The 22,051-nt window shown below is 48.4% G+C and carries 28 protein-coding genes; 17 read left to right on the top strand and 11 right to left on the bottom strand.

Features of this window, described 5'->3' with window-relative positions:
* The 12 genes from C7379_RS04030 (at window position 1) to C7379_RS03975 (ending at window position 9,517) form a co-directional block, all read left to right on the top strand.
* Window positions 1-381 carry a DUF3876 domain-containing protein gene (locus tag C7379_RS04030; RefSeq protein WP_002560979.1) on the top strand — a complete coding sequence of 127 codons (381 nt, stop codon included), beginning with the start codon at window positions 1-3 and terminating at the stop codon, window positions 379-381.
* A 23-nt stretch (window positions 382-404) separates the two neighbouring features.
* Window positions 405-1,034 (top strand): DUF4141 domain-containing protein, encoded by a 630-nt coding sequence (locus tag C7379_RS04025; RefSeq protein ID WP_002560978.1) that lies wholly within the window; start codon window positions 405-407, stop codon window positions 1,032-1,034.
* A 4-nt stretch (window positions 1,035-1,038) separates the two neighbouring features.
* On the top strand, window positions 1,039-2,043 hold the full coding sequence (gene traJ, locus C7379_RS04020) for a conjugative transposon protein TraJ (protein ID WP_002560977.1): 1,005 nt from the start codon (window positions 1,039-1,041) through the stop codon (window positions 2,041-2,043).
* A gap of 31 nt (window positions 2,044-2,074) precedes the next feature.
* Complete coding sequence (traK, locus tag C7379_RS04015; protein WP_002560976.1) at window positions 2,075-2,698, top strand: conjugative transposon protein TraK; 624 nt, start codon at window positions 2,075-2,077, stop codon at window positions 2,696-2,698.
* A gap of 39 nt (window positions 2,699-2,737) precedes the next feature.
* Window positions 2,738-3,025: a TraL conjugative transposon family protein gene (locus C7379_RS04010; RefSeq protein WP_002560975.1), complete on the top strand. Its 288-nt coding sequence runs from the start codon at window positions 2,738-2,740 to the stop codon at window positions 3,023-3,025.
* Window positions 3,006-4,352, top strand: a complete 1,347-nt coding sequence (gene traM, locus C7379_RS04005; RefSeq protein WP_002560974.1) for a conjugative transposon protein TraM — start codon at window positions 3,006-3,008, stop codon at window positions 4,350-4,352. The genes C7379_RS04010 and traM overlap by 20 nt, the downstream gene beginning before the upstream one ends.
* 47 nt (window positions 4,353-4,399) lie before the next feature.
* Entirely contained in the window at window positions 4,400-5,386 is a 987-nt protein-coding gene (traN, locus tag C7379_RS04000) for a conjugative transposon protein TraN (protein WP_002560973.1), read from the top strand.
* Window positions 5,387-5,388: 2 nt separating this feature from the next.
* Entirely contained in the window at window positions 5,389-5,964 is a 576-nt protein-coding gene (locus tag C7379_RS03995; protein WP_008764729.1) for a conjugal transfer protein TraO, read from the top strand.
* A gap of 7 nt (window positions 5,965-5,971) precedes the next feature.
* The gene (locus C7379_RS03990; protein WP_002560971.1) at window positions 5,972-6,874 is read left to right on the top strand and encodes a toprim domain-containing protein; all 903 of its coding nucleotides are present in this window, start codon (window positions 5,972-5,974) and stop codon (window positions 6,872-6,874) included.
* Window positions 6,871-7,374, top strand: coding sequence for a DUF3872 domain-containing protein (locus tag C7379_RS03985; RefSeq protein ID WP_002560970.1), 504 nt, complete (start codon window positions 6,871-6,873; stop codon window positions 7,372-7,374). The genes C7379_RS03990 and C7379_RS03985 overlap by 4 nt, the downstream gene beginning before the upstream one ends.
* On the top strand, window positions 7,371-7,898 hold the full coding sequence (locus C7379_RS03980; protein WP_002560969.1) for a glycoside hydrolase family protein: 528 nt from the start codon (window positions 7,371-7,373) through the stop codon (window positions 7,896-7,898). The genes C7379_RS03985 and C7379_RS03980 overlap by 4 nt, the downstream gene beginning before the upstream one ends.
* A gap of 161 nt (window positions 7,899-8,059) precedes the next feature.
* Window positions 8,060-9,517: an ATP-dependent nuclease gene (locus C7379_RS03975; protein ID WP_002560968.1), complete on the top strand. Its 1,458-nt coding sequence runs from the start codon at window positions 8,060-8,062 to the stop codon at window positions 9,515-9,517.
* Window positions 9,518-9,581: 64 nt separating this feature from the next.
* Here C7379_RS03975 and C7379_RS03970 read toward each other — a convergent pair whose 3' ends face one another.
* The 9 genes from C7379_RS03970 to C7379_RS03930 all read right to left on the bottom strand — a co-directional run bounded on the left by C7379_RS03970 (window position 9,582) and on the right by C7379_RS03930 (window position 13,268).
* A complete protein-coding gene (locus tag C7379_RS03970) occupies window positions 9,582-9,803 on the bottom strand; it encodes a DUF7688 family protein (protein WP_004356138.1) in 222 nt (73 codons plus the stop codon).
* Between the two features lie 122 nt (window positions 9,804-9,925).
* Window positions 9,926-10,234: a hypothetical protein gene (locus C7379_RS03965; protein WP_002560966.1), complete on the bottom strand. Its 309-nt coding sequence runs from the start codon at window positions 10,232-10,234 to the stop codon at window positions 9,926-9,928.
* 53 nt (window positions 10,235-10,287) lie between these two features.
* Window positions 10,288-10,533, bottom strand: a complete 246-nt coding sequence (locus tag C7379_RS03960) for a DUF6956 domain-containing protein (protein WP_002560965.1) — start codon at window positions 10,531-10,533, stop codon at window positions 10,288-10,290.
* A complete protein-coding gene (locus C7379_RS03955) occupies window positions 10,530-10,760 on the bottom strand; it encodes a DUF3873 domain-containing protein (RefSeq protein WP_002560964.1) in 231 nt (76 codons plus the stop codon). The genes C7379_RS03960 and C7379_RS03955 overlap by 4 nt, the downstream gene beginning before the upstream one ends.
* A 19-nt stretch (window positions 10,761-10,779) precedes the next feature.
* Window positions 10,780-11,037, bottom strand: a complete 258-nt coding sequence (locus C7379_RS03950; RefSeq protein WP_002560963.1) for a hypothetical protein — start codon at window positions 11,035-11,037, stop codon at window positions 10,780-10,782.
* Window positions 11,038-11,061: 24 nt separating this feature from the next.
* The gene (locus C7379_RS03945) at window positions 11,062-12,393 is read right to left on the bottom strand and encodes a PcfJ domain-containing protein (protein WP_002560962.1); all 1,332 of its coding nucleotides are present in this window, start codon (window positions 12,391-12,393) and stop codon (window positions 11,062-11,064) included.
* The gene (locus C7379_RS03940; protein ID WP_002560961.1) at window positions 12,390-12,806 is read right to left on the bottom strand and encodes a PcfK-like family protein; all 417 of its coding nucleotides are present in this window, start codon (window positions 12,804-12,806) and stop codon (window positions 12,390-12,392) included. The genes C7379_RS03945 and C7379_RS03940 overlap by 4 nt, the downstream gene beginning before the upstream one ends.
* A gap of 13 nt (window positions 12,807-12,819) precedes the next feature.
* Window positions 12,820-13,041 (bottom strand): hypothetical protein, encoded by a 222-nt coding sequence (locus tag C7379_RS03935; protein ID WP_002560960.1) that lies wholly within the window; start codon window positions 13,039-13,041, stop codon window positions 12,820-12,822.
* Between the two features lie 11 nt (window positions 13,042-13,052).
* Window positions 13,053-13,268, bottom strand: coding sequence for a hypothetical protein (locus tag C7379_RS03930; protein WP_002560959.1), 216 nt, complete (start codon window positions 13,266-13,268; stop codon window positions 13,053-13,055).
* Window positions 13,269-14,430: 1,162 nt separating this feature from the next.
* Between C7379_RS03930 and C7379_RS03910 the strand changes: the two genes are divergently transcribed.
* The 5 genes from C7379_RS03910 to C7379_RS03890 all read left to right on the top strand — a co-directional run bounded on the left by C7379_RS03910 (window position 14,431) and on the right by C7379_RS03890 (window position 20,708).
* Window positions 14,431-15,201 carry a ParA family protein gene (locus C7379_RS03910; RefSeq protein ID WP_036894593.1) on the top strand — a complete coding sequence of 257 codons (771 nt, stop codon included), beginning with the start codon at window positions 14,431-14,433 and terminating at the stop codon, window positions 15,199-15,201.
* A gap of 50 nt (window positions 15,202-15,251) precedes the next feature.
* On the top strand, window positions 15,252-16,148 hold the full coding sequence (locus C7379_RS03905) for a ParB/RepB/Spo0J family partition protein (RefSeq protein WP_116616124.1): 897 nt from the start codon (window positions 15,252-15,254) through the stop codon (window positions 16,146-16,148).
* Window positions 16,149-16,901, top strand: a complete 753-nt coding sequence (locus tag C7379_RS03900) for a DUF5683 domain-containing protein (RefSeq protein ID WP_116616123.1) — start codon at window positions 16,149-16,151, stop codon at window positions 16,899-16,901. It abuts the gene before it with no gap.
* A gap of 83 nt (window positions 16,902-16,984) precedes the next feature.
* The gene (locus C7379_RS03895) at window positions 16,985-18,394 is read left to right on the top strand and encodes a lytic transglycosylase domain-containing protein (protein ID WP_116616122.1); all 1,410 of its coding nucleotides are present in this window, start codon (window positions 16,985-16,987) and stop codon (window positions 18,392-18,394) included.
* A gap of 34 nt (window positions 18,395-18,428) precedes the next feature.
* The gene (locus C7379_RS03890; RefSeq protein WP_116616121.1) at window positions 18,429-20,708 is read left to right on the top strand and encodes a RelA/SpoT family protein; all 2,280 of its coding nucleotides are present in this window, start codon (window positions 18,429-18,431) and stop codon (window positions 20,706-20,708) included.
* Window positions 20,709-20,734: 26 nt separating this feature from the next.
* Here C7379_RS03890 and C7379_RS12685 read toward each other — a convergent pair whose 3' ends face one another.
* Both C7379_RS12685 and C7379_RS03880 read right to left on the bottom strand, forming a co-directional pair.
* Window positions 20,735-20,878, bottom strand: a complete 144-nt coding sequence (locus C7379_RS12685) for a hypothetical protein (RefSeq protein WP_165815020.1) — start codon at window positions 20,876-20,878, stop codon at window positions 20,735-20,737.
* 632 nt (window positions 20,879-21,510) lie between these two features.
* Window positions 21,511-21,861 carry a MerR family transcriptional regulator gene (locus C7379_RS03880; RefSeq protein WP_116616119.1) on the bottom strand — a complete coding sequence of 117 codons (351 nt, stop codon included), beginning with the start codon at window positions 21,859-21,861 and terminating at the stop codon, window positions 21,511-21,513.
* Window positions 21,862-22,051: the final 190 nt, after the last annotated feature.

The following is a 22,051-nucleotide window of genomic DNA, read 5'->3' as shown; positions in this document are numbered from 1 at the left end:
ATGAATTTATCAAAAGTTAAAATGCTGCAAGTCAGCAAGTGCCTGATCGGATTGGCGGTCATGATGCTGCAATCCTGCGATGTGGTCGATAACCGCCGTGATATGCTGTGCGGGAACTGGGAGAGCGTGGAGGGGAAGCCCGATGTGCTTATCTACAAGGAGGGCGAAGCCTACAAGGTGACGGTGTTCCGCCGGAGCGGTCTGCGCCGCAAGCTGAAACCGGAAACCTATCTCTTGCAGGAGGAAAACGACAACCTGTTCATGAACACCGGCTTCCGCATCGACGTGTCCTACAACGAGGCAACGGACGTGCTGACCTTCTCGCCGGGCGGCGACTATGTGCGGGTGAAACCGCAGCCGGGACACCCGACAGAAGAATAACAACCACTAAAATCCAAAGTAACATGAGAACAAGAATAACAATGATTATCTGCCTGTGCCTGCTTTTCGCAGGCAGGGCAAGCGCACAGTGGGTCGTAAGCGATCCGGGCAATCTGGCGCAGGGTATCATCAATGCCTCCAAAAACATCATCCATACCTCCAAGACTGCCACGAACATGGTGAGCAACTTTCAGGAAACGGTGAAAATCTATCAGCAGGGCAAAAAGTATTACGATGCCCTCAAATCGGTGAACAATCTCGTCAAGGACGCCCGCAAGGTGCAGCAGACCATCCTGATGGTAGGCGACATCACCGACATTTATGTAAACAGTTTCCAAAGGATGCTCCGTGATGGAAATTTCAGACCAGAAGAGCTGTCGGCAATCGCTTTCGGTTACACGAAACTGCTGGAAGAGAGCAACGAAGTATTGACGGAACTGAAGAATGTGGTGAACATCACCACGCTCTCCATGACCGACAAGGAGCGCATGGACGTGGTGGAACGCTGCTACTCCAAAATGAAGCGTTACCGCAACCTTGTGAGCTATTACACCAACAAGAACATCTCCGTGAGTTATCTGCGTGCGAAGAAAAAGAACGACCTCGACCGCATCATGGGGCTGTACGGGAACATGAACGAAAGATACTGGTAAGCCTATGGAGTTCGATAACCTTCATCAGATTTTACGCTCACTTTATGAGCAGATGATGCCGCTATGTGGGGACATGGCGGGTGTGGCGAAAGGCATCGCCGGGCTGGGTGCGCTGTTCTACGTCGCCTACCGGGTATGGCAGTCGCTGGCGAGAGCCGAACCGATAGACGTATTCCCGATGCTCCGTCCTTTTGCCATCGGTCTGTGCATCATGTTCTTCCCGACTGTGGTGCTGGGCACGATAAACAGCATCCTCTCACCCGTCGTACAGGGCACGGCAAAGATGCTGGAGGCGGAAACGCTGGACATGAACCGATACCGGGAGCAGAAGGACAAGCTGGAATACGAGGCGATGGTACGCAACCCCGAAACCGCCTACCTCGTGTCCAACGAGGAATTTGACAAGCAACTGGAGGAACTCGGCTGGTCGCCCTCCGACATGGTGACGATGGCGGGAATGTATATCGACCGGGGAATGTACAACATGAAGAAGAGTATCCGCGACTTCTTCCGCGAGATACTGGAACTGCTGTTCCAAGCCGCCGCCCTCGTGATAGACACCGTCCGCACCTTCTTTCTCGTGGTGCTGGCGATACTCGGTCCGATAGCCTTCGCCCTGTCGGTATGGGACGGTTTCCAAAGCACGCTCACGCAGTGGATATGCCGCTACATACAGGTCTATCTGTGGCTTCCGGTGTCGGACATGTTCAGCACCATACTGGCGAAGATACAGGTGCTGATGCTGCAAAGCGACATCGAGCGGATGCAGGCAGACCCGAACTTCTCGCTGGATTCGAGCGACGGGGTGTATATCGTGTTCCTCTGCATCGGCATCATCGGATACTTCACCATTCCCACCGTTGCCGGCTGGATTATCCAAGCCGGAGGCATGGGCGGTTACGGTCGCAACGTGAACCAGATGGCGGGACGAGCCGGAAGCATGGCGGGCAGCGTGGCGGGTGCAGCCGCAGGAAACGTGGTCGGACGTGCCGGGAAACTGCTGAAATAATCAACTGACAATTAAAAACGAATAAACAACAATGGAATTTAAGTCACTTAAAAACATCGAATCATCGTTCAGGCAGATACGCCTGTTCGGTATCGTCTTCCTCTCGCTGTGCACCGTGGTGACGGTGTGGAGCGTGTGGAACTCCTACCGTTTCGCGGAGAAGCAACGGGAGAAAATCTATGTGTTGGACAACGGCAAGTCGCTGATGCTTGCGCTGTCGCAGGATCTGTCGCAGAACCGTCCAGCGGAGGCACGGGAGCATGTGCGCCGCTTCCACGAGCTTTTCTTCACGCTGTCACCTGAAAAAAGCGCGATTGAACACAACGTAAAACGTGCCTTGCTGCTGGCAGACAAGAGCGTGTACCACTATTATTCGGACTTCGCCGAGAAGGGGTACTACAACCGCATCATCGCCGGAAACATCAACCAAGTGTTGAAGGTGGACAGCGTGGTGTGTGACTTCAACGCCTATCCCTACCGAGCCGTGACCTACGCCACGCAGAAAATCATCCGGCAAAGCAACGTCACCGAGCGCAGCCTCGTGACCACCTGCCGCCTGCTGAACGCATCACGGTCGGACGACAATCCCAACGGCTTCACCATCGAGGGTTTCACCATCATCGAGAATAAGGATTTACAGACTATCAAACGGTAACGGATTATGAAACGGAAAGTAAAAAGTATCAGAAAAACAATGTGGGGCGTGTACTGGAAGCTCCACGACAAACGGAAACGGCTGGTGGCAAGGCTCAAAGGGTATCTGGACGGTTTGCCGCCGGAAACACGCCGCCGCATCGTACTGGGGATGCTCGCCGCCTTCGCGGTGCTTGCCCTCTACACCTTCGGCAGAGCCGTCTATGACATCGGCAGGAACGACGGCTTACGCATGGAAACGGGACACGCCGGACGGGTGGAACTGCCGACCCCGGTGGAAACTGACAATCACTTAACACCTTATTTATATGGAACAGACGAAGAATGAACCGACGAAAGAGAACAAAGCCGCTCCCGACACGGGAAAGCCGAAAAAGGGGCGCGAACCGCTGACCGAGGCGCAGCGGCTGAAACGGCAGAAGATGATAGTCCTGCCCGCTATGGTGCTGGTGTTCATCGGGGCGATGTGGCTGATATTCGCCCCGTCCTCCGGCAAGGAGCAACAGCCGGGAACAGACGGATACAACACCGAGATGCCCGACGCGGACAAGGCGAACCGGCAGATTATCGGCGACAAGTTGAAAGCCTACGAGCATGGGGAGATGGAAGAGCGTCTGGAGAGCCGCAACCGTGCCATCGGGCAGCTGGGCGACATGTTCGACCGCGAGATAGCTGGAACGGAGGACGGGACGGACTTCGACCTCGCCAATCCGGGCGGCAAAGAGGAAAAGGCACAGCCCGCCACGCCGCAGACCATCCAATCCTCCGCAGCCGCCTACCGTGACCTGAACGCCACCCTCGGCAACTTCTACGAACAGCCGAAGAACGACAATGCCGAGATGGATGAGCTGTTGGAGCGCATCGCCTCGCTGGAGTCGGAACTGGAAAGCGAGAAGGGCAGGACTTCATCTATGGACGAACAGGTGGCACTTATGGAGAAGTCCTATGAGCTGGCGGCAAAGTACATGGGCGGTCAGAACGGAGGAAAGCCGGAACAGGCGGCAGAGCCTTCCACCGTGCAGAAGGGAAAGAAGAACACGGCGACACCCGTAAGGCAAGTGACCCGCCAAGTCGTTTCCTCCCTTGCACAGCCCATGAGCAACGCGGAGTTTGTCGCCACCTTCTCGCAGGAGCGCAACCGGGGGTTCAACACGGCTGTCGGCACTACAGAGGTATCGGACCGGAATACCATCCCGGCATGTGTGCATGGTGCGCAGAGCGTGACGGACGGACAGACGGTAAGGTTGCGCCTGCTGGAGCCTATGGCGGTGGCGGGCAGAACAATCCCACGCAATGCAGTGGTGGTCGGCACGGGCAAGATACAGGGTGAGCGGCTCGACATCGAGGTCACCTCGCTGGAATACGATGGCACGATTATCCCGGTGGAGCTTGCGGTCTATGACACGGACGGACAGCCCGGTATCTTCATCCCGAACTCGATGGAGATGAACGCCGTCAGGGAGGTCGCCGCCAACATGGGCGGCTCGTTAGGGAGCAGCATCAACATCTCCACCAATGCCGGGGCGCAGCTCGCCTCCGATTTGGGCAAGGGGCTGATACAAGGCACGAGCCAGTACATCGCCAAGAAGATGCGAACCGTAAAGGTGCATCTGAAAGCCGGGTACAGGGTCATGCTCTATCAGGAAAAGGACTGAAAACAACAATCAATCAAAAAAACATTTACCACTAAAATCCAAAAGTAATGAGAAAAGTAATCATCATGTTTGCCCTCGCTATGGGCATCGCAACTGCCAACGCGCAGGAGAATGTAACCGTTGAAACGACCAAAGGAAGTGAACAGCCGACCTTGACGAAGGAGGTCTATCCGCAGAAGGAGGCGGACGGCGACCTGTATCACGGTCTGTCGCGCAAGCTGACCTTCGACCGCATGATACCGCCGCACGGACTGGAAGTGACCTATGACAAGACCGTCCACGTCATTTTTCCGGCGGAGGTGCGCTATGTCGATTTAGGCTCGCCCGACCTGATTGCCGGGAAAGCCGACGGAGCGGAGAACGTCATCCGCGTGAAGGCTACCGTGAGAAATTTTCCCAACGAAACGAATATGTCCGTCATCACGGAGGACGGCAGTTTCTACACCTTCAACGTGAAGTACGCCGCCGAACCGCTGTTACTCAACGTGGAGATGTGCGATTTCATCCATGACGGCAGTACGGTGAACCGCCCGAACAATGCGCAGGAAATCTATCTGAAAGAGCTGGGCAGCGAAAGCCCGATGCTGGTGCGCCTTATCATGAAGTCCATCCACAAACAGAACAAGCGCGAGGTGAAGCATATCGGCTGCAAGCGTTTCGGCATCCAATACCTGTTGAAAGGCATCTACACGCACAACGGCTTACTCTACTTCCACACGGAGATAAAGAACCAGAGCAACGTGCCTTTCGATGTGGACTACATCACTTGGAAAATCGTGGACAAGAAGGTGGCGAAACGTACCGCCGTGCAGGAGCAGATCATTCTGCCGCTCCGTGCGCAGAACTACGCCACTCTCGTGCCGGGCAAAAAAAGTGAGCGCACGGTCTTCACGATGGCGAAGTTCACCATCCCCGACGACAAGTGCCTCGTGGTGGAGCTGAACGAGAAGAACGGCGGCCGTCACCAGTCCTTCGTGATTGAGAACGAGGATTTGGTACGAGCCAGCACCATTAACGAACTTCAAGTGCGCTGACCATGAGAAAATACATCGCAATAATCATCGCGTCGCTTGCCCTTTTCACGGGGCAGGCGCACGCCCAGCGGTGTCTGCCGAAGATGCATGGCATCGAGGTAAGGGCGGACATGGCGGACGGTTTCAATCCCGGTGGCAAGGACGGCGGCTACAGTTTCGGGGCGTCTCTTTCCACCTACACGAAGAGGGGAAACAAGTGGGTGTTCGGTGGCGAATACCTCCTGAAAAACAATCCTTACAAGAACACCAAGATACCCGTGGCGCAGTTCACGGCGGAGGGCGGCTATTACTTCAAGATACTGTCGGACGCTCGAAAAATCGTGTTCGTCTATGCCGGGGCTTCGGCTCTTGCCGGATATGAGTCGGTGAACTGGGGAACGAAGGTGCTGCATGACGGTTCTACGCTGCACGACCGGGACGCCTTCATCTACGGCGGCGCGCTGACGCTCGATGTGGAATGCTACGTGGCAGACCGTATAGCCCTGCTTGCCAATCTGCGGGAGCGTTGCCTTTGGGGTGGCGACACGCGGAAGTTTCACACGCAGTTCGGGGTCGGTATCAAGTTCATCATCAACTGACACGGGCATGGAAAGGACGGAAATAGATGCTGTCAGAAGGATGCCGCTTACGGATTTTCTCGCACGGCTGGGGCATGAGCCTGTTAGAAGGAGCAGTAACGAGCTGTGGTATCTTGCCCCGTACAGGGGCGAGCGCACACCCTCTTTCCGTGTGAACGTGGCGAAACAGCTCTGGTACGACTTCGGTTTGGGCAAGGGCGGCGACATCTTCACGCTTGCCGGGGAGTTTCTGCAAAGCGATGACTTCATGAAGCAAGCGAAGTTCATAGCGGAAGCCGCCAATATGACGGTTGCCGGATGGGAAAAGCCCGCCTATCTCCCGAAGCCGACCGAACCCGTCTTTGAGGATGTGGAGGTCGCTCCGTTACTTCGCTCACCGTTGACGGACTATCTGGCGGAACGTGGCATACCCATCGCCATCACATCCCGTCACTGTTGCCGTCTGAACTACAGTGTGCGTGGAAAACGGTATTTTGCTGTCGGTTTCCTGAATATGGCAGGTGGATATGAAGTCCGAAGCCGATTTTTCAAGGGGTGCATCCCGCCAAAAGATGTGTCTTTGGCAAGGACGAAGGAAATCCCGGCTGACGAGTGCCTCGTGTTTGAGGGCTTCATGGACTTTCTCTCCGCTGTGACGCTTGGCGTAACCGGTAACGCTGACTGCCTTGTTCTGAACTCTGTCGCCAACGTGGAGAAGGCGGCGGAATTGCTGGACGGCTACGGGCGCATCGGATGCTTCCTTGACCGTGACGAAGCCGGACGGCGGACGCTTGACGCTCTTGCCAAACGGTATGGGGCGCGTGTCGCCGACCGTTCCTCCCTCTATGACGGTTGCAAGGACTTGAATGAGTACCTGCAACGGACAACGAAAAAACAGAAAAACAATCATCTAAAAATCGAAGAACAATGAACATACTGAACAACAGAAACAAGAGTACAAACATCTTTAAGGTGGTGGCGTTATGCCTGATAGCCGCTGTGTCATTCACCCTCGTGTCGTGCGATGACGACATGGACATCCAACAGTCCTATCCCTTCACGGTGGAGGTCATGCCCGTGCCGAACAAGGTGACAAAGGGGCAGACGGTGGAAATCCGCTGTGAACTGAAAAAGGAGGGCGACTTCGCTAACACGCTTTATACCATCCGCTATTTTCAGTTTGAGGGAGAAGGAAAGTTGAAAATGGATAACGGCATCACCTTCCTGCCCAACGACCGCTACCTGCTGGAGAACGAAAAGTTCCGCCTGTACTACACGGCGGAGGGCGAAGAGGCGCACAACTTTATTGTGGTGGTGGAGGACAACTTCGGCAACTCCTTCGAGCTGGAATTTGACTTCAACAACCGGAATGTAAAGGATGACGGTTTGACCATCGTTCCCATCGGCAACTTCAGCCCCTTGCTGAAATGATGCGTGTATTCATGGTAATGCTCTGTTCGCTTATGGCGGTCTGTTCCGTGTCCGCACGGATCAGCCGCCGAGAGGGAATGGACGGGCAGGCGGCAATCTACCGTTTGCCACTTTTCGAGAGGGCGGTGTGCTGCACGAAATATTTTGAGGGCTGGCACTCGGAAAAACACCACCCATACGTGGGTTGGGGTCACAAAATTCTGCCGGACGAAAGATATTCGGCACGAACCATGACGAAGCGGCAGGCGGACGTGCTTCTGCGGAAAGACTTGCGGAAGTTCTGCGCGATGTTCCGGCAGTTCGGGAAAGACAGCCTTTTACTCGCCACGCTTGCCTACAACGTGGGTCCATACCGGCTTTTGGGTAGCAAGACAATCCCCAAAAGCACCTTGATAAAGAAGTTGGAGGCTGGCGACAGGAACATCTACCATGAATATATTGCTTTTTGCAGTTACAAGGGAAAACGCCATGCCATGCTGCTCACACGGAGAAAGGTGGAGTTTGCGCTGCTGTATATCCCGTGATTGATGCAAAATTCGTAAAAAAAATAATTACCTCTGTTTTATAATTCAAGAGCAGGGGTAATTATGTATCACCTCAATATTACTTTAGTTGTATTATTTTATGATAACATTTTGTCATTCAGTATAAAATGCCTAATTTTGCGTCCAAAGACAGAACAATTATGAATAATAAATTAAATATAAAAATAGAACAATTAAAGAACATCAATAATATTGAGTTAAATCTACCAATAGAAACAGGACTTTATGCTATAACTGGAGCTAATGGAACAGGCAAAAGTACTATCATGACAGTCATTTCTAAGGTTGTACGTAACTCTGCATTCAATGTTTTTCAACCTCATGATTATTCATCTAATAGTAAAATCACAATATCCTATGATGGAAAAGAAAATTCTTGGACAAAAGCCAGTAGAGGATGGAGTTGTAGTTCAACTGATATAATATCTCTAAAAGGTTTTTATGAAGGTAGCATAATACATGGAATGCGTTTTATAGATGCAAATTATGATACATTACTAAAAGCTGAAAGAGTTAATAATACAATTTTAACTGATGCAGATTCGTTTGTTTCGCGCAATTTAAGTTATATTTTGCATGGAAATTATGATTTCTATACAAATCTTAAACGCATTAAAAATAGAACATTAGCACAACTTAAAGCGTTCAAAGGAATTCCATATTTCATTGAAGGAACTAATGGAATAGTTAATCAGTTTTGTATGAGTGCAGGAGAAAATATGTTGATTAGCTTATTGCATATGTTGAATGTTGTCATTGTTCGCCCTGCAAAGTCTGAAGATGTACGGCTTATATTGATAGATGAAATTGAATTAGCATTGCATCCATCTGCAATCATGAGGTTAGTTGATTTTTTGCAAAAATTGGCTACAGAGTATAATCTTGCTATATATTTTTCAAGTCATTCAATAGAATTACTTAGGAAAATAAAGCCTTCAAATATTTTTCATTTACAAAAGGAGTTGGATAATATCGCTATTGTAAATCCATGTTATCCATCATATGCAACACGAGATATTTATCAACATTCGGGATACGATTTTCTTATTTTAGTAGAGGATGTGTTGGCTAAATATATATTGGAGAATATAATTGATGAAAATGCCTTGTATAAAAGTAAATTGATTAATATTCTACCAAGTGGTGGTTGGGAGAATGTGTTAAAAATGCAAGATGATATTTGTAAGTCAAATTTAGCAGGGGTTGGAACAAAAGTATTAAGTGTTCTTGATGGTGATGTAAAACCGGATTTTGAACAACTATATAAGCAAAAGGGATTATATACTAATTTAACAATAAATTTTCTGCCAATACATAGTTTGGAAAAATACCTACATGAAAAAATTATTGTAAATAAAGATGCTGATTTTTTCAAGGAAATAGGTGACCGTTTTTTCAAAGTTAAATCACTAAAAGAAGTGGTGGATAGTTTAATCAAAAAGAATGACGACAAGGCGTTTTATAATTACCTCATTAAAAACTTAAAAGAACAAGGAATAGAAGAAAATGTATTTGTTCAAAAAGTTTGTGAAATGATATATCGAAAGGAAGATATGTCTAAACTACTAACATTCTTACAAAAAACATTTCAAAATTAAAATACTTAATGATTATTTCGGAAAAATCCGATGAAGCCGCCAACTTCATTGGATTTTCCGCTTTTCATACATTCGGGATTGTTCCCGTGTCTATCACGCCACCGTCCCTGCAATGCTCAATGCTACCGGGCGTAAACCCCATGCTCCCAATTGCGATGTGGCTAATATAGTCCGCATACTCCTGACCTTGAAAATTCCTTCCCGTAAGGTTTCTGAAAATCATCTTTATGCTTATGCCGTCGTTGCTGTGCAAGATGATTTTTCCGTTCTGTCTGATTGCTTCCATGATTAAAACTTGTTTTTGTAAATTGTATCACAGATTGGAACTTGGGCTTTTTGCTACTTTTGTGCCGCCCACTGCTCACTGACAAAAGTAGCGGGCGGCGATTTTACCGCCCGTTCCTCTTCTTAAAAGCGTGTGTAAAGTCCCGTCACCATCGTGAACATTTCCTCCAGCATATCAAAATAGATACCCTCGTGTACGGCAATGTCCTTCGTCCTGCACTCGAATGTCTTTTTGCTGAATGTCCTGCGGTAGAAGCGCATATTGTAGAGATCTGCCCCCGCATCATAGATGATGTCAAGGCGGTTGGCACTTGTCTTGTTCCTTGCAAGGCTCATCCGTAAGCCGTTGCCCATATTGATGTAATCTCGGCTACCTGTCATGGCGGTAAAGCGTTTTCCACCTATCTGCTGTAATATCGTCTGTGCTATCATATTCGTTGTTTTTAGGGTTTTAAGTGCTGGCGGTGCGGACACCGCCAACTTGTTCAAAATTCTCGCATCTCGGCAATGGGTGTCTGCCGTTGCAGCCACTCCTTCACACACTCCATATTGTACTCGCTCGTGATGACTGCCGTATGGCTGTCGGTGGCGGTGAAACGTGTGCTTTCGTAATCATCTATCCACCCTTTGAGGGTGTCCGTTCCCCACGCTTGGGCATCGTCAAAGATACCGTCCAATGCCGCGATAGGTTCGCTGAATTTGACTATCAGCGTTTGATAGGTCGTGTTCATCGGTTGCCCTCCTTTCCCTGCTTTGCGTTCAGCCACTTGTTCCTTGCGGTTCGGCACTCGTCCAATGTGGGTTTGACACAAGTGAACAGTTCTCCGTCCGTATGGCGGTAGTCGTACTGCACAAGTGTCCGCTTGCGTCTGCCGATACCCGATTGGAAACGCTCATATTTCTCCGTCCCTGCTTCCGTACAGGTGCTTACTCCGTTGATGGTCATTCGTGTTGCCATAATGTTGCTTTTTAGATGATTAAAAATGTACTGACAGAACTCTGTTCTTCATCACTATTTCGGGGTTGCTCGTGTAGCGTTGGTGCAGGTAGAAATGGTGAGAGCCGAAGCCGTAAAGGAAAAACTTGTCAAGTTCGTGCTTCTCGGCAAACTCCTTTACGCTCTTTCTTAATCCCTCCTCACTTGTTGAGAGAGTGAGGAGATTTACAAATTCAAGGAACAAGGTGGGGATTTTATCGTCCCACACACAAATCATGCTTTCGATTCTTACTTCCATATCAATGTTGTTTTAGGGTTTATGCTATGCCGCTTTCATCCGCTCACGGATAAGGTTGGCGTTCTTGTTCACAAGGTCTATGATGCGCTCGTGGTATTCGGTGTCTTGGTTGTACTTGCCGTGGCACTGCACCACCTTGAGTGTCCGCAAATCCACCTCTACGGTTTCAATTATCTCACCGCCAATCCTTGCCGAGAGTATGAGGGTGTCGGCTTTCTTGTAGTATTCACTGCCGAACACGCAGATGTTCTGTGCCTTGCCCTCGCTGTAATACTCGTCTATGCTTTCAAGTACCTTGACGATTATTTCCTCGTCAGTGATTACCAATCCGAAGAATTTGGATTTGTTGGCAATGAAATCCTCCGCATCTTTTTCCCTTTGCAGTTGCCGCTGTTGTTCACGCTCACGCCTTTCAATCTCCCAGCGGCGGCGTTGTTCGGCCCGTTCCTTCTCGTGTATGGCTTCAATCTTTCGAGTTGCGTTGTCGTGTGCCGCCATGAAATCTTCGGGGCAGATGTTCTTCGGGTTGCGGAGGTCTTGACCGAGTTTGTTGAGCATACGCAGATAGTCGCACCACATGGAGAAGTTGTCTATCCGATACTTGTGACGCTTGGCAATCAGATATGATGCCCAGCATTCATCGGCAGTACGGGCATTGAAAAGAAAGTGTTTCATGACCTCAATCTCATCGCCTTTCATAAGGGTTTCAATTCTTGGGTCTGAAAGCAAGGCTTTGAAAAGACGCACGGGGGAAATGCCGTGGAAATCGCCCTTGAAGCCGTTGCGTCTGAGTTGGGGTAATACCCTCATCTTAGGATATGCACAGCTTCTTGCCACAACATCATCGTATAGGCTGTTGTGCGGTCTTATCTCCATCGCGCTGCACAATGCCCATACATCGCAGTAATAGAATGTGAAGCCACGGAGCAACGCCATGTCCGTAACCTTACCGTCGGGTGAAATCCAACGCTGCACAACCTCGTGGCAATAGAAGTGCATCGGCTCGCCTTTCCTGCTCTCGCATCTGACCTGCGCCACACGGATTACCTGATAGCCTTTGCAGGTGGTTATCACGCTGAAATACTGCGTTTCCTTGTAGATACGTTTGCGTGTGTCCTGCACTTTGAGTTTGGCATAGCATTTGGGGCAGGTACAGCCTTCAAGGGTGTCGCACAGTACGCTGTTGCTGTACCACTCGTGACCGCAGTCGGAGCAGGTAATGTTCCCTTTCTTGGTGCGGTAGCCGATATGTTCAATACAGTGGCGGTATGCCCAATCTATTTGTGTCGCTGATATGGGGCGAAGGTTGGCTGAAAGTCTTGCCACCTTTTTCTGTATCTTGGTCTTCGGTTTCATAAGCCTAAATCAAATAATGAGGGTTGGGATTGGGTTACTTTTCTCGCTGGCGGTCTGTTGCGGTTTTGCAACTTGCGGAGTTCCTCCTCTTGGTATCTGCGAGCTGCGTTCTGACGTGCCTCCGCCTTTTCCTCTTCCGTGAGTTCCACAACATGGTTCACCACCACTTGGCAGTTCATAGGTTTGCCCACCTCTATCTCGTTTTCCTCATAGTAGTGGATGGCTTGCCCGAATATCTCTCCGTCCGTGAAGCCGCTGCAACCGCTTTTCTGCACATAGTTCAGAATGTGGGTCACGCACTCGTCTATGTTTTTGGCAGGGTTGCGGTACTTCTTCGCAAAGAGCGTATCTTCCTCCGCCCGCTGTTCCAGATACATTTGTATCGTTCTTTTGAAATGGTCTGTTCCTTTCATATCGCTGTCGTTTTTAGATTGTCTGTTTAAGTCTCTCTCTCCAATAGGTCGGCTCTACCTCGCTGAGAAGGAAGTCCATGAAGTCCCTCCGTGTGTCCTTGTTCAGTTCGTGGTACAATCTTCGGAAAGTTTCAAAATTACCGTTGATGTACGTTTCCACCATATACACGAAGATGTTGTCCACCTCGTAATATCTGCACTGCTGCGCTACCGTCTTGCTGTTTCTCTTTGCCATGTCGGTAAGGGTTAAAGGGTGAATAACCAAAGGATGAAGCCGAAGTAGGCAATGGTGGAAAGGATAGCCACGATTACACCTATCGCCACTCGGAACACTCCGTTTATAATCTCTCTGATGATGTCCCAAAGGATGCCGAACACCCCGAAGGCGGTGCGCATCATCAAGCCGCATATCGCCAACCCGATGTATTGCGCCACTTGTCTGAAATTTGCCGTTGCCGTCATATCTTCGCTGTTTTTGATTTTTTTGTTTTTTATGCGGATTCAAGAGCTGAGGGAGTTGAGTTTCAAACTATCTTATCTGCCTCTCGTTTATCCGACATTTTTTTTATGCGTCTTTCTGTCGCATCGGTCGTTTTCGTTTCGGGTGCTTGAAAAGGTAGGGATTAGGGAATGCAAGGTTTTTCGGGGAAATACTACCCGAAGGGCTGGAGATTTCCGCAGAAAACAGGAGGCTTGACCTTGCTTTCCCGTCCAATCCCGGAATTACCTTTGCGCCCTGAACGAAAATGACTGACTGATGCGGCTCACTGAAAGGCGCAAAATGGAGGTAAACGAAACCAGAGGCAGATTGGGTAGAAAAAACTTCAGGGGAAAATCCGTAAAAAAGGAATCACCAAAAGGAAAAAGACATCACCGGAAGCGTGAAAAGGGCAAACCACAACAAAGGGAGTATGATTGTTTTCCGATCCGACGGGACTTGTCCAGCCGGGTGGCAACAATCATTCTTCCCGGATTGCCCGCTGTGTGTGGCCGCTTGTTTCATTTATGGGGCAGGCTGACACTCTCTGCATTCACTTTCCGCTTCCGGCACAAAAAACAGCTAAAAAAGAAAAATCATCTGGTAGCCCGTAAAAGCACCTCTTGGCATAGACGCAAAAGAAAGGGGCATTGCTTCATCAGTCTAAACATCGTTTAGGCGTGAGGCAATGCCCTTTTCTCTGGCTATGCGGTAGTCGGCACACGTTTGTTCTAAACTCGTTTTGGGCAATGGTGTTCCGACGAACAATACCGCTTTTACGGAAAAACTAATGAATGAGGTGATAAAAAATCCGGGAGTTTATATCAAAATCTCGGATAAAATAGCTACTTTTGCATACAAAGAGTTCTTTGAAGGTTACGCGACGCGCAGAAGGATAATGCAGTAGATAACTAACTAAATCGTAACCTATTACTATCAAGAGCAATTAACCTACGCTCATTTTCAATAAATTACACTCTTTTCGTAACTTCTACATGCAAATGTACGAAAAAACCTTTAATTATCTTCTTTCTCGCATAAAATAACTATCTTTGCACACAATACATACACCATTCTTACGTATTTGAAAGAGGCCGATTGGAGGGTACTCACATCGTTAGGAATAAACGTAACAAGATGATTAAAATGGCAAAAATTATTGCTTTGGCCAATCAAAAAGGTGGCGTTGGCAAAACTACCACCACTATCAACTTAGCCGCGTCATTGGCCACATTGGAAAAATCGGTTCTTGTTGTTGACGCAGATCCACAGGCTAACGCCTCGAGTGGGTTGGGTGTGGACATCAGCGAGGTGGAATGTTCCATCTATGAATGTATCATTGACCACGCCGATGTGCGCGACGCCATATACACCACTGATATAGACGGATTAGATATCATACCCAGCCACATCGACTTGGTGGGCGCGGAGATAGAAATGCTGAACTTGGAGAACAGGGAGAAAGTTATTAAATCAATCCTCGAACCACTGAAAGAGGAATACGATTATATTCTGATTGACTGCTCACCATCATTGGGACTCATCACCGTTAACTCGCTAACAGCGGCCGACTCGGTGATTATCCCCGTGCAATGCGAGTATTTTGCGCTTGAAGGTATTAGCAAATTGCTCAACACAATCAAGATAATCAAAAGCAAACTAAACCCCAAATTGGAAATTGAAGGATTTTTATTGACCATGTACGACTCTCGGTTACGATTGGCCAACCAAATTTATGATGAGGTGAAGCGGCATTTCCAAGAGTTGGTTTTCAAGACGGTCATCCAGCGTAATGTCAAACTTTCGGAGAGCCCCAGCCACGGTCTTCCCGTCATTCTATATGACGCCGATTCAACAGGAGCCAAGAATCATTTAGCTTTGGCCAAGGAGATTATCACCAAAAACGACAAAAAATAGCTCTGGATAAAAGGTTTGGCAGGCATGACACAATATTTGAGGATGTAAAAATGGCAGTTAGAAAAAAATTCAACGCATTAGGGCGCGGGCTTGACGCGCTCATTTCGACAGAAGCTGTGCGTACGCAAGGCTCCTCCACAATCAACGAAATACCAATTGACCAGATTGAGCCCAATGCTGACCAGCCACGTAATTCGTTCAACGAGGAGGCTCTGGAAGAGTTGGCACACAGCATCAAGGAAATAGGTATCATACAGCCTATCACGCTGAGACAGGTTTCTGACAACCGATTTCAGATTATCGCGGGAGAACGCCGATGGCGCGCTTCGCAAATCGCGGGACTGAAAGCCATTCCTGCTTACATACGCACCATCAAAGACGAGAACGTCATGGAAATGGCGTTGGTGGAGAATATACAACGCGAAGACCTCAACTCCATAGAAATAGCGTTGGCCTACGAGCACTTGCTGGAGCAATCGGGCATGACGCAAGAAAAAGTATCAGAGCGCGTTGGAAAGAGCCGAACGGCTATAACCAACTACCTGCGGCTTCTGAAATTGCCCGCGCAAGTGCAAATGTCACTACAGAAAAAAGAGATAGATATGGGGCACGCGCGTGCGCTTTTGGCCGTTGACAGCCCATCACTGCAACTCAAACTCTTCAAAGAAATACTGAAAAACGGTTGGTCTGTACGCAAAGTGGAGGAGATGGCACAGCATCTTAAGAACGGCGATGACATCGAGAGTGGCAAAAAGAAAATCATGGCCAAGGCACAATTGCCCGAAGAATTTAAAACGCTCAAGAAGCGACTGTCAGACTTTTTCGACACGAAAGTGTCACTTTCTTACTCGGACAGGGGCAAAGGTAAAATCAGCATACCATTTAACAACGAAGAGGATCTTGAGCGTATTATCCATATTTTCGACAAACTAAAGCATCAAAACTAAGTGAGCGAGCGCACAACGATATTGTTCAAGCTATGCATCATTGTTGGGTGGGCATTGGGAGCACTCTGCGCGACAGCGCAAAGCGAGGTCGACTCTGTGAGAATTCCTATAGAAAAGAAAGCGCAAAAGCCAATGGTTTCGGTCGACTCTATCGACGCTTTGGATATTCTGCCAAACGGCGACAAAGAAATATTCCCTATAAATTCGACCGACAGCATGCCAGCAAGTCATAAACGCAACTGGGAAACTTGGACCCCAAGTCCAAAGCGTGCATTGTGGTTGGCGTTGGTATTGCCAGGCGCAGGGCAAATATACAATCGCAAATTGTGGAAATTACCTATTATATATGGTGGATTTGTAGGTTGCGCTTATGCCATGAGATGGAACAACATGATGTATCGCGATTATAGCCAGGCCTATCTTGACATTATGGATGACGACCCCAATACACACAGCTACAACCAGTTTTTGCACTTAGGCAACCAAGTAACACCCGAGAATATGAAGCGCTGGCAAGACATATTCCGCAAGCGCAAAGACCGATATAGAAGATGGCGAGACCTTAGTTTCTTTGTATTGATAGGTGTTTACGCCCTCTCTGTGGTAGATGCTTACGTCGATGCGTCACTTTCAGAGTTTGACATTTCGCCCGATTTGAGCATGCGCGTGGCGCCAACGATCATTCACGGCAGCACTGATCGCAATCCCGCCAGTGGCTTGGCAATGGGTTTGCAATGCTGCTTGATATTTTAACAAATTCCAAAAGACAGGTAGCACAAGGTGACATCATGTAGTATTGACACCATGCTGCACCCTGCTTTGACACGAAAAAGACTATGAATTTTAAAAAAATCATCATTGCGACTATGTTTTTTTGCGGTGTGTGCAGCATGCACGCCCAAATCCGCAAAACCGTAACCGTAACACAAGAAAACGGCGTTGAAGAAGAGATAGACTTGCCCGAGTCCATGACCCAAGAGCTTGACAGCCTTATGGGGCTTTATAATTCTAAGATGTATCTTAAGCCAAACGTAGACTGCAACATGCCCGACCAAAACGTTACCTATGAAAAAGAGGTCTACAAAGAGCGTTTGGCCAAGCTCCCCACTATCATCGAAATGCCTTACAACAGCATTGTACAGAAATTCATAGACCGATATAGCAACGAGTTGAGACATTCTGTAGCTTACATGTTGGGCGCTCAAAATTTCTACATTCCTATATTCGAGGAAGCCCTCGAGAGCTACAGACTACCGCTTGAGCTGAAGTATCTGCCGGTGATAGAGTCCGCGCTCAACCCCCAAGCAGTGTCGAAAGTTGGGGCAACAGGCCTTTGGCAGTTCATGATAACCACGGGTAAACGATATGGTCTCGAGGTAAACTCATTAGTGGACGAGCGCAAAGACATCGTCAAATCCTCCTATGCGGCGGCCCACTACCTGAGCGACTTGTACAAAATATACAACGACTGGAATCTCGTGATAGCCGCATACAATTGTGGTCCAGAAAAAATAAACAAGGCTATAAGACGCGAGAAAGGCGAAAAAGACTATTGGAAAATCTTTCCACGACTACCGCGCGAGACACGTGGATACGTCCCAGCCTTCATCGCGGCAAACTATATCATGAACTATTATTGCGAGCACAATATCTGCCCACTATCCACTGAGCTGCCAGCCAAGACAGACACGCTGATGCTCAACCGCAATGTGCATTTCGAACAGATAGCCCATGTCACGGGCATCAACGTGGAGCTGCTGCAAACCCTCAACCCACAATACCGACAAAACATTGTCAATGGTTTGTCGAAGCCATCTTCATTGCGCATGCCCGAAAACATTCTCAATACTTTTATAGATAAAGAAGACTCTATCTACGCTTACGAAAAAGAGCAATATCTCAGCAAACGCAAAGAGGTAAAGATTGACAATGCCGACAGATATGTGGTTGATAAAAACCAAGTGATGCTCCTCACGAGCGACACCTCGGACAGCGACACAAATGTCAACAAGGGCAGCCGTTCGGTCGTACACAAAAGTGGCAGTCGAAACAACCGACGCAATGCGCGCAACAACAAGCGTCATAGGCGCTCGTCACGCGCACGCTCCAAAAATGTCACCGTAAGAAAAGGCGACACCCTGAGTGAGATTGCCGCGCGCAACAACACCACCGTGAAAAAACTACGTAAACTTAATGGTATCAAGGGCAACAACATCAGAGCTGGCAAAAAAATCAAAGTGAAATAAAAACCGAGCATCATCACCTATAATTTCTATCAACATGGACGAGCAAGAGCAGAGGAACATGGAGCGAGAAGCGGCTGATAACGAAATGATCAAGCAAGCCTTCGACCATTTGGTACAGACTTATTTAGACTCTCCTCACCGCAAAAAGGTTGACATTATCACCAAAGCTTTCAACTTCGCCAAGCAGGCACACAAAGGTGTGAGACGATTGTCGGGAGAACCATATATTCTTCATCCCATAGCCGTCGCACAGATTGCATGCGAAGAAATGGGCTTAGGTTCCACCAGTATCTGCTCGGCATTGCTACACGATGTGGTCGAAGACACCGACTATACGGTCGAGGACATCCAAAATATCTTTGGCGAAAAGATCGCCCAGATAGTCGACGGGCTTACTAAAATCAGTGGAGGCATCTTCGGAGACCACGCATCCGCGCAAGCCGAGAACTTCAAAAAACTGCTCCTCACCATGAGCGACGACATTCGTGTCATCCTCATCAAGATTTGCGACCGCCTGCACAACATGCGCACATTGGCCTCGCAAGCACCCAACAAACAGTATAAAATAGCCGGCGAAACTCTTTACATCTACGCCCCTTTGGCCAACCGCCTCGGCCTAAACAAAATCAAGACCGAACTCGAAGACCTGAGTTTCCGCTACGAACACCCACAAGAGTACGCGGACATTGTGGGCAAACTCTCTTTCACCAAAGAACAACGCACCAAACTTTTCAACGATTTCACCGAACCGGTACGAAAGGCTTTAGACGAGATCGGACTGCAATACCACATCAAAGCACGCATCAAAAGTCCTTATTCTATATGGTGCAAGATGCAAAACAAGCATGTCACTTTCGATGAGATCTATGACATTCTCGCCGTCAGAATTATCTTTGCACCTAAAGATAGAGACAGTGAGATCAATGAGTGCTTCCATATCTACGTAATATTAAACCGCATTTACAAGAGCCACCCAGACCGATTCCGCGACTGGGTAAACCATCCCAAGGCCAATGGATACCAAGCTCTACACGCCACCATGATGTCCAAGAGTGGCCAATGGATAGAGGTGCAAATACGTTCAGAGCGTATGGACGAGATCGCTGAGCAGGGATTTGCCGCTCATTGGAAATACAAGGAAGGAAAAAACAAGAACGATGACGACGAGCTGAACAACTGGTTGAGCACCATCAAAGACATCCTCGACGACCCACAACCTGACGCAATGGATTTCTTGGACTCCATCAAGCTCAACCTTTTCGCTTCCGAAATATTTGTCTTTACACCCAAAGGAGAGGTTAAAACCATGCCCACCGGATGCACGGTGCTTGACTTCGCTTTCCATATACACACCGATTTGGGCAGCCATTGCATTGGCGCCAAGGTAAACCACCGACTTGTTCCACTGAGTCATAAGCTCAACAGCGGAGACCAAGTGGAGGTGCTCACCTCAAAATCGCAACATGTACAGCCAGGATGGATAAACTTTGTGTCTACCGGCCGGGCCAAATCCAAAATACAGGCCGCCTTGCGTCGCAACCAGAGGGAAACCCAACGGAAAGGCGAGGACATTTTGAACAATTGGCTTAAAAACAACGGTTTGGAGCTCTCCACTTTTATCCTCGACCGCCTTTGCGAAATTCACGACACACAAAACCAAGAAAGTTTGCTGCGCGCTTTAGGCGAGCACACCATCATTCTCGGGGAGAAAGATGTTGAGGAGCTGCACAACAAGAAGAAAGACAATAGCTCTTCGAGATGGCTGAGATACGTTCCTTTTTTTGGGAAAAGCAAAAAACACGACGCCCCCGACACCGTGCTCCCCTCACCCAACCAGCTTCTTCTTGTTGGCAAAGACTTCAATCGCAAAAAGGCTTGCGTCATACGCGAGGACACTATCAACATGTATCTCTTTCCACATTGCTGTCACCCCATTCCCGGAGACGACATACTCGGATTCATAGACGGCAAGAACCACGTCGAAATACACAAACGCTCGTGCCCTGTAGCCACCAAACTTAAGACGAGTTTTGGACCTCGCCTTCTCGATGCCAAGTGGGACATGCACAAGGAACTCTTCTTTGACGCCACCGTAGAAGTGCATGGAATAGACCGAAATGGCATGCTTCATGACATCGCCGAGGTAATATCCCACAAGCTCAACGTTAACATTCGCCGCATGAACTTTGAGGCCGACGAGGGTATTTTCACGTGCAAAATAGCAATCCGCGTGCACGATCGAGACGAGGTGAAAGTGGTCATGGACCATCTCAAAAAGATAACAGACCTGCAAGAGATACAACAAATCATGTAATCACCAAATCCTTATTACAGCTATTCTTATCCACGTCGCCAAGCGCCACGTCTCTCGCCGCCTGCAAACACGTCGCGCCCGACACCCTTCGCATGGGACATGATGGCATGGCATTGTTTTGAAGCTTCGATGATGCCATCAAAGCGTGCCGAACTTTCATAGAATACCATAAAGCCATCTTTACCAAAATGGGCATATCAAGAGATGAAAAACATCATCTACTCATGGCTCACCAATATCGGGATATGCCGTGAAAAAACATCATCAGACAGCCTTCGCCCATAACTGCCAACTAAAATTTGTCCAGTGGGCAACTGTTGTCAAGAGCCACTTGGCATCCACTTCTGTCATAAAAACTTCACTAAAAAGAGTGAAAGGTTTTCAACAGAAATAGCAATCGAAAACACTTGATTTCGGCATGAAATACAATTAGCCACGGTCTCCACCACTTGCCAACAGACCGTTTTTATGCGTTGGCTTTTCGATTAGGCCTTAAACGTCATGCGTATAAGCCTTAAACACGACGCCATCAAACAGTAATCACGATGCCATTAGGCTCTAATCGTCATGCCATCAATGCCTAATGGCAAGACATAAACATGCGATCGACACCACAATTTTAGCAAGAATTTCATAAAAAGATGATTTTCAGCACGTTGCGAAAACGTCTCATTTAGGGCGTATTTGCAAGCAGCACCACATGCGTTTGCAAATAACGGCTGCATTTGAAGGCTTTTGTCAGATATTTTCAAACAAGAAAACAAACCGCACGCCATCGCGTCAAGTGATGTTTCATGACCGCTCACACCAACCTGTCAAGTCTGTTTCTTATTTCCTTCAGCTCGTCGCGCACACCGATAAGCGTGTCCAAGACCTCCGAGGTACGATCCACCGCCGCGCGATTTTGGTGCATATACTTGCGCGCGGCGGCTATTTTAAAACCGCGCACCTTGATGAGATTATATATCACTTTGAGGTCTTCAATATCTCTTTCGGTATACTGCCTAACCCGTGTGGAGCTCACGGTCTTGGGCTTGAGGTTAGGAAACTCTGTCTCCCAATAGCGCAGCGTGCTCTCGTTCACGCCTATCATTTTGGCCACCTCTTTGATAGAGTAATAGAGTTTTTGTGGTTTGTTGGAGTTCAATGACATAACACAGCGGAGCTTAGAGATTGATTGCAAAATTCTACGAGCGCGTTTCACCATGCGCCCACGCCTCATCCGCCATGCCCCAAGACGATAGTGACATGATCGCAAGTGACGTATAATGCAAAGTTAGCAAAAAGATTGAAGACACATCGGTTTTGTATCGATTATTTAGAAAAAAATAATAGATATCGAA

This window comes from Hallella colorans (assembly GCF_003096815.1).
Classification (GTDB): domain Bacteria; phylum Bacteroidota; class Bacteroidia; order Bacteroidales; family Bacteroidaceae; genus Prevotella; species Prevotella colorans.
Note: the sequence above shows the minus strand (reverse complement) of the source record. Positions and strands in the feature narration are given on the sequence as shown.

Excerpts from the sequence above, each read along its gene's own strand:
- C7379_RS04030 (WP_002560979.1), top strand. The coding sequence starts at position 1 with ATGAATTTATCAAAAGTTAAAATGCTGCAAGTCAGCAAGTGCCTGATC.
- C7379_RS04025 (WP_002560978.1), top strand. The coding sequence starts at position 405 with ATGAGAACAAGAATAACAATGATTATCTGCCTGTGCCTGCTTTTCGCA.
- traJ (WP_002560977.1), top strand. The coding sequence starts at position 1,039 with ATGGAGTTCGATAACCTTCATCAGATTTTACGCTCACTTTATGAGCAG.
- traK (WP_002560976.1), top strand. The coding sequence starts at position 2,075 with ATGGAATTTAAGTCACTTAAAAACATCGAATCATCGTTCAGGCAGATA.
- C7379_RS04010 (WP_002560975.1), top strand. The coding sequence starts at position 2,738 with ATGTGGGGCGTGTACTGGAAGCTCCACGACAAACGGAAACGGCTGGTG.
- traM (WP_002560974.1), top strand. The coding sequence starts at position 3,006 with ATGGAACAGACGAAGAATGAACCGACGAAAGAGAACAAAGCCGCTCCC.
- traN (WP_002560973.1), top strand. The coding sequence starts at position 4,400 with ATGAGAAAAGTAATCATCATGTTTGCCCTCGCTATGGGCATCGCAACT.
- C7379_RS03995 (WP_008764729.1), top strand. The coding sequence starts at position 5,389 with ATGAGAAAATACATCGCAATAATCATCGCGTCGCTTGCCCTTTTCACG.
- C7379_RS03990 (WP_002560971.1), top strand. The coding sequence starts at position 5,972 with ATGGAAAGGACGGAAATAGATGCTGTCAGAAGGATGCCGCTTACGGAT.
- C7379_RS03985 (WP_002560970.1), top strand. The coding sequence starts at position 6,871 with ATGAACATACTGAACAACAGAAACAAGAGTACAAACATCTTTAAGGTG.
- C7379_RS03980 (WP_002560969.1), top strand. The coding sequence starts at position 7,371 with ATGATGCGTGTATTCATGGTAATGCTCTGTTCGCTTATGGCGGTCTGT.
- C7379_RS03975 (WP_002560968.1), top strand. The coding sequence starts at position 8,060 with ATGAATAATAAATTAAATATAAAAATAGAACAATTAAAGAACATCAAT.
- C7379_RS03970 (WP_004356138.1), bottom strand. The coding sequence starts at position 9,803 with ATGGAAGCAATCAGACAGAACGGAAAAATCATCTTGCACAGCAACGAC.
- C7379_RS03965 (WP_002560966.1), bottom strand. The coding sequence starts at position 10,234 with ATGATAGCACAGACGATATTACAGCAGATAGGTGGAAAACGCTTTACC.
- C7379_RS03960 (WP_002560965.1), bottom strand. The coding sequence starts at position 10,533 with ATGAACACGACCTATCAAACGCTGATAGTCAAATTCAGCGAACCTATC.
- C7379_RS03955 (WP_002560964.1), bottom strand. The coding sequence starts at position 10,760 with ATGGCAACACGAATGACCATCAACGGAGTAAGCACCTGTACGGAAGCA.
- C7379_RS03950 (WP_002560963.1), bottom strand. The coding sequence starts at position 11,037 with ATGGAAGTAAGAATCGAAAGCATGATTTGTGTGTGGGACGATAAAATC.
- C7379_RS03945 (WP_002560962.1), bottom strand. The coding sequence starts at position 12,393 with ATGAAACCGAAGACCAAGATACAGAAAAAGGTGGCAAGACTTTCAGCC.
- C7379_RS03940 (WP_002560961.1), bottom strand. The coding sequence starts at position 12,806 with ATGAAAGGAACAGACCATTTCAAAAGAACGATACAAATGTATCTGGAA.
- C7379_RS03935 (WP_002560960.1), bottom strand. The coding sequence starts at position 13,041 with ATGGCAAAGAGAAACAGCAAGACGGTAGCGCAGCAGTGCAGATATTAC.
- C7379_RS03930 (WP_002560959.1), bottom strand. The coding sequence starts at position 13,268 with ATGACGGCAACGGCAAATTTCAGACAAGTGGCGCAATACATCGGGTTG.
- C7379_RS03910 (WP_036894593.1), top strand. The coding sequence starts at position 14,431 with ATGGCAAAAATTATTGCTTTGGCCAATCAAAAAGGTGGCGTTGGCAAA.
- C7379_RS03905 (WP_116616124.1), top strand. The coding sequence starts at position 15,252 with ATGGCAGTTAGAAAAAAATTCAACGCATTAGGGCGCGGGCTTGACGCG.
- C7379_RS03895 (WP_116616122.1), top strand. The coding sequence starts at position 16,985 with ATGAATTTTAAAAAAATCATCATTGCGACTATGTTTTTTTGCGGTGTG.
- C7379_RS03890 (WP_116616121.1), top strand. The coding sequence starts at position 18,429 with ATGGACGAGCAAGAGCAGAGGAACATGGAGCGAGAAGCGGCTGATAAC.
- C7379_RS12685 (WP_165815020.1), bottom strand. The coding sequence starts at position 20,878 with ATGGTATTCTATGAAAGTTCGGCACGCTTTGATGGCATCATCGAAGCT.
- C7379_RS03880 (WP_116616119.1), bottom strand. The coding sequence starts at position 21,861 with ATGTCATTGAACTCCAACAAACCACAAAAACTCTATTACTCTATCAAA.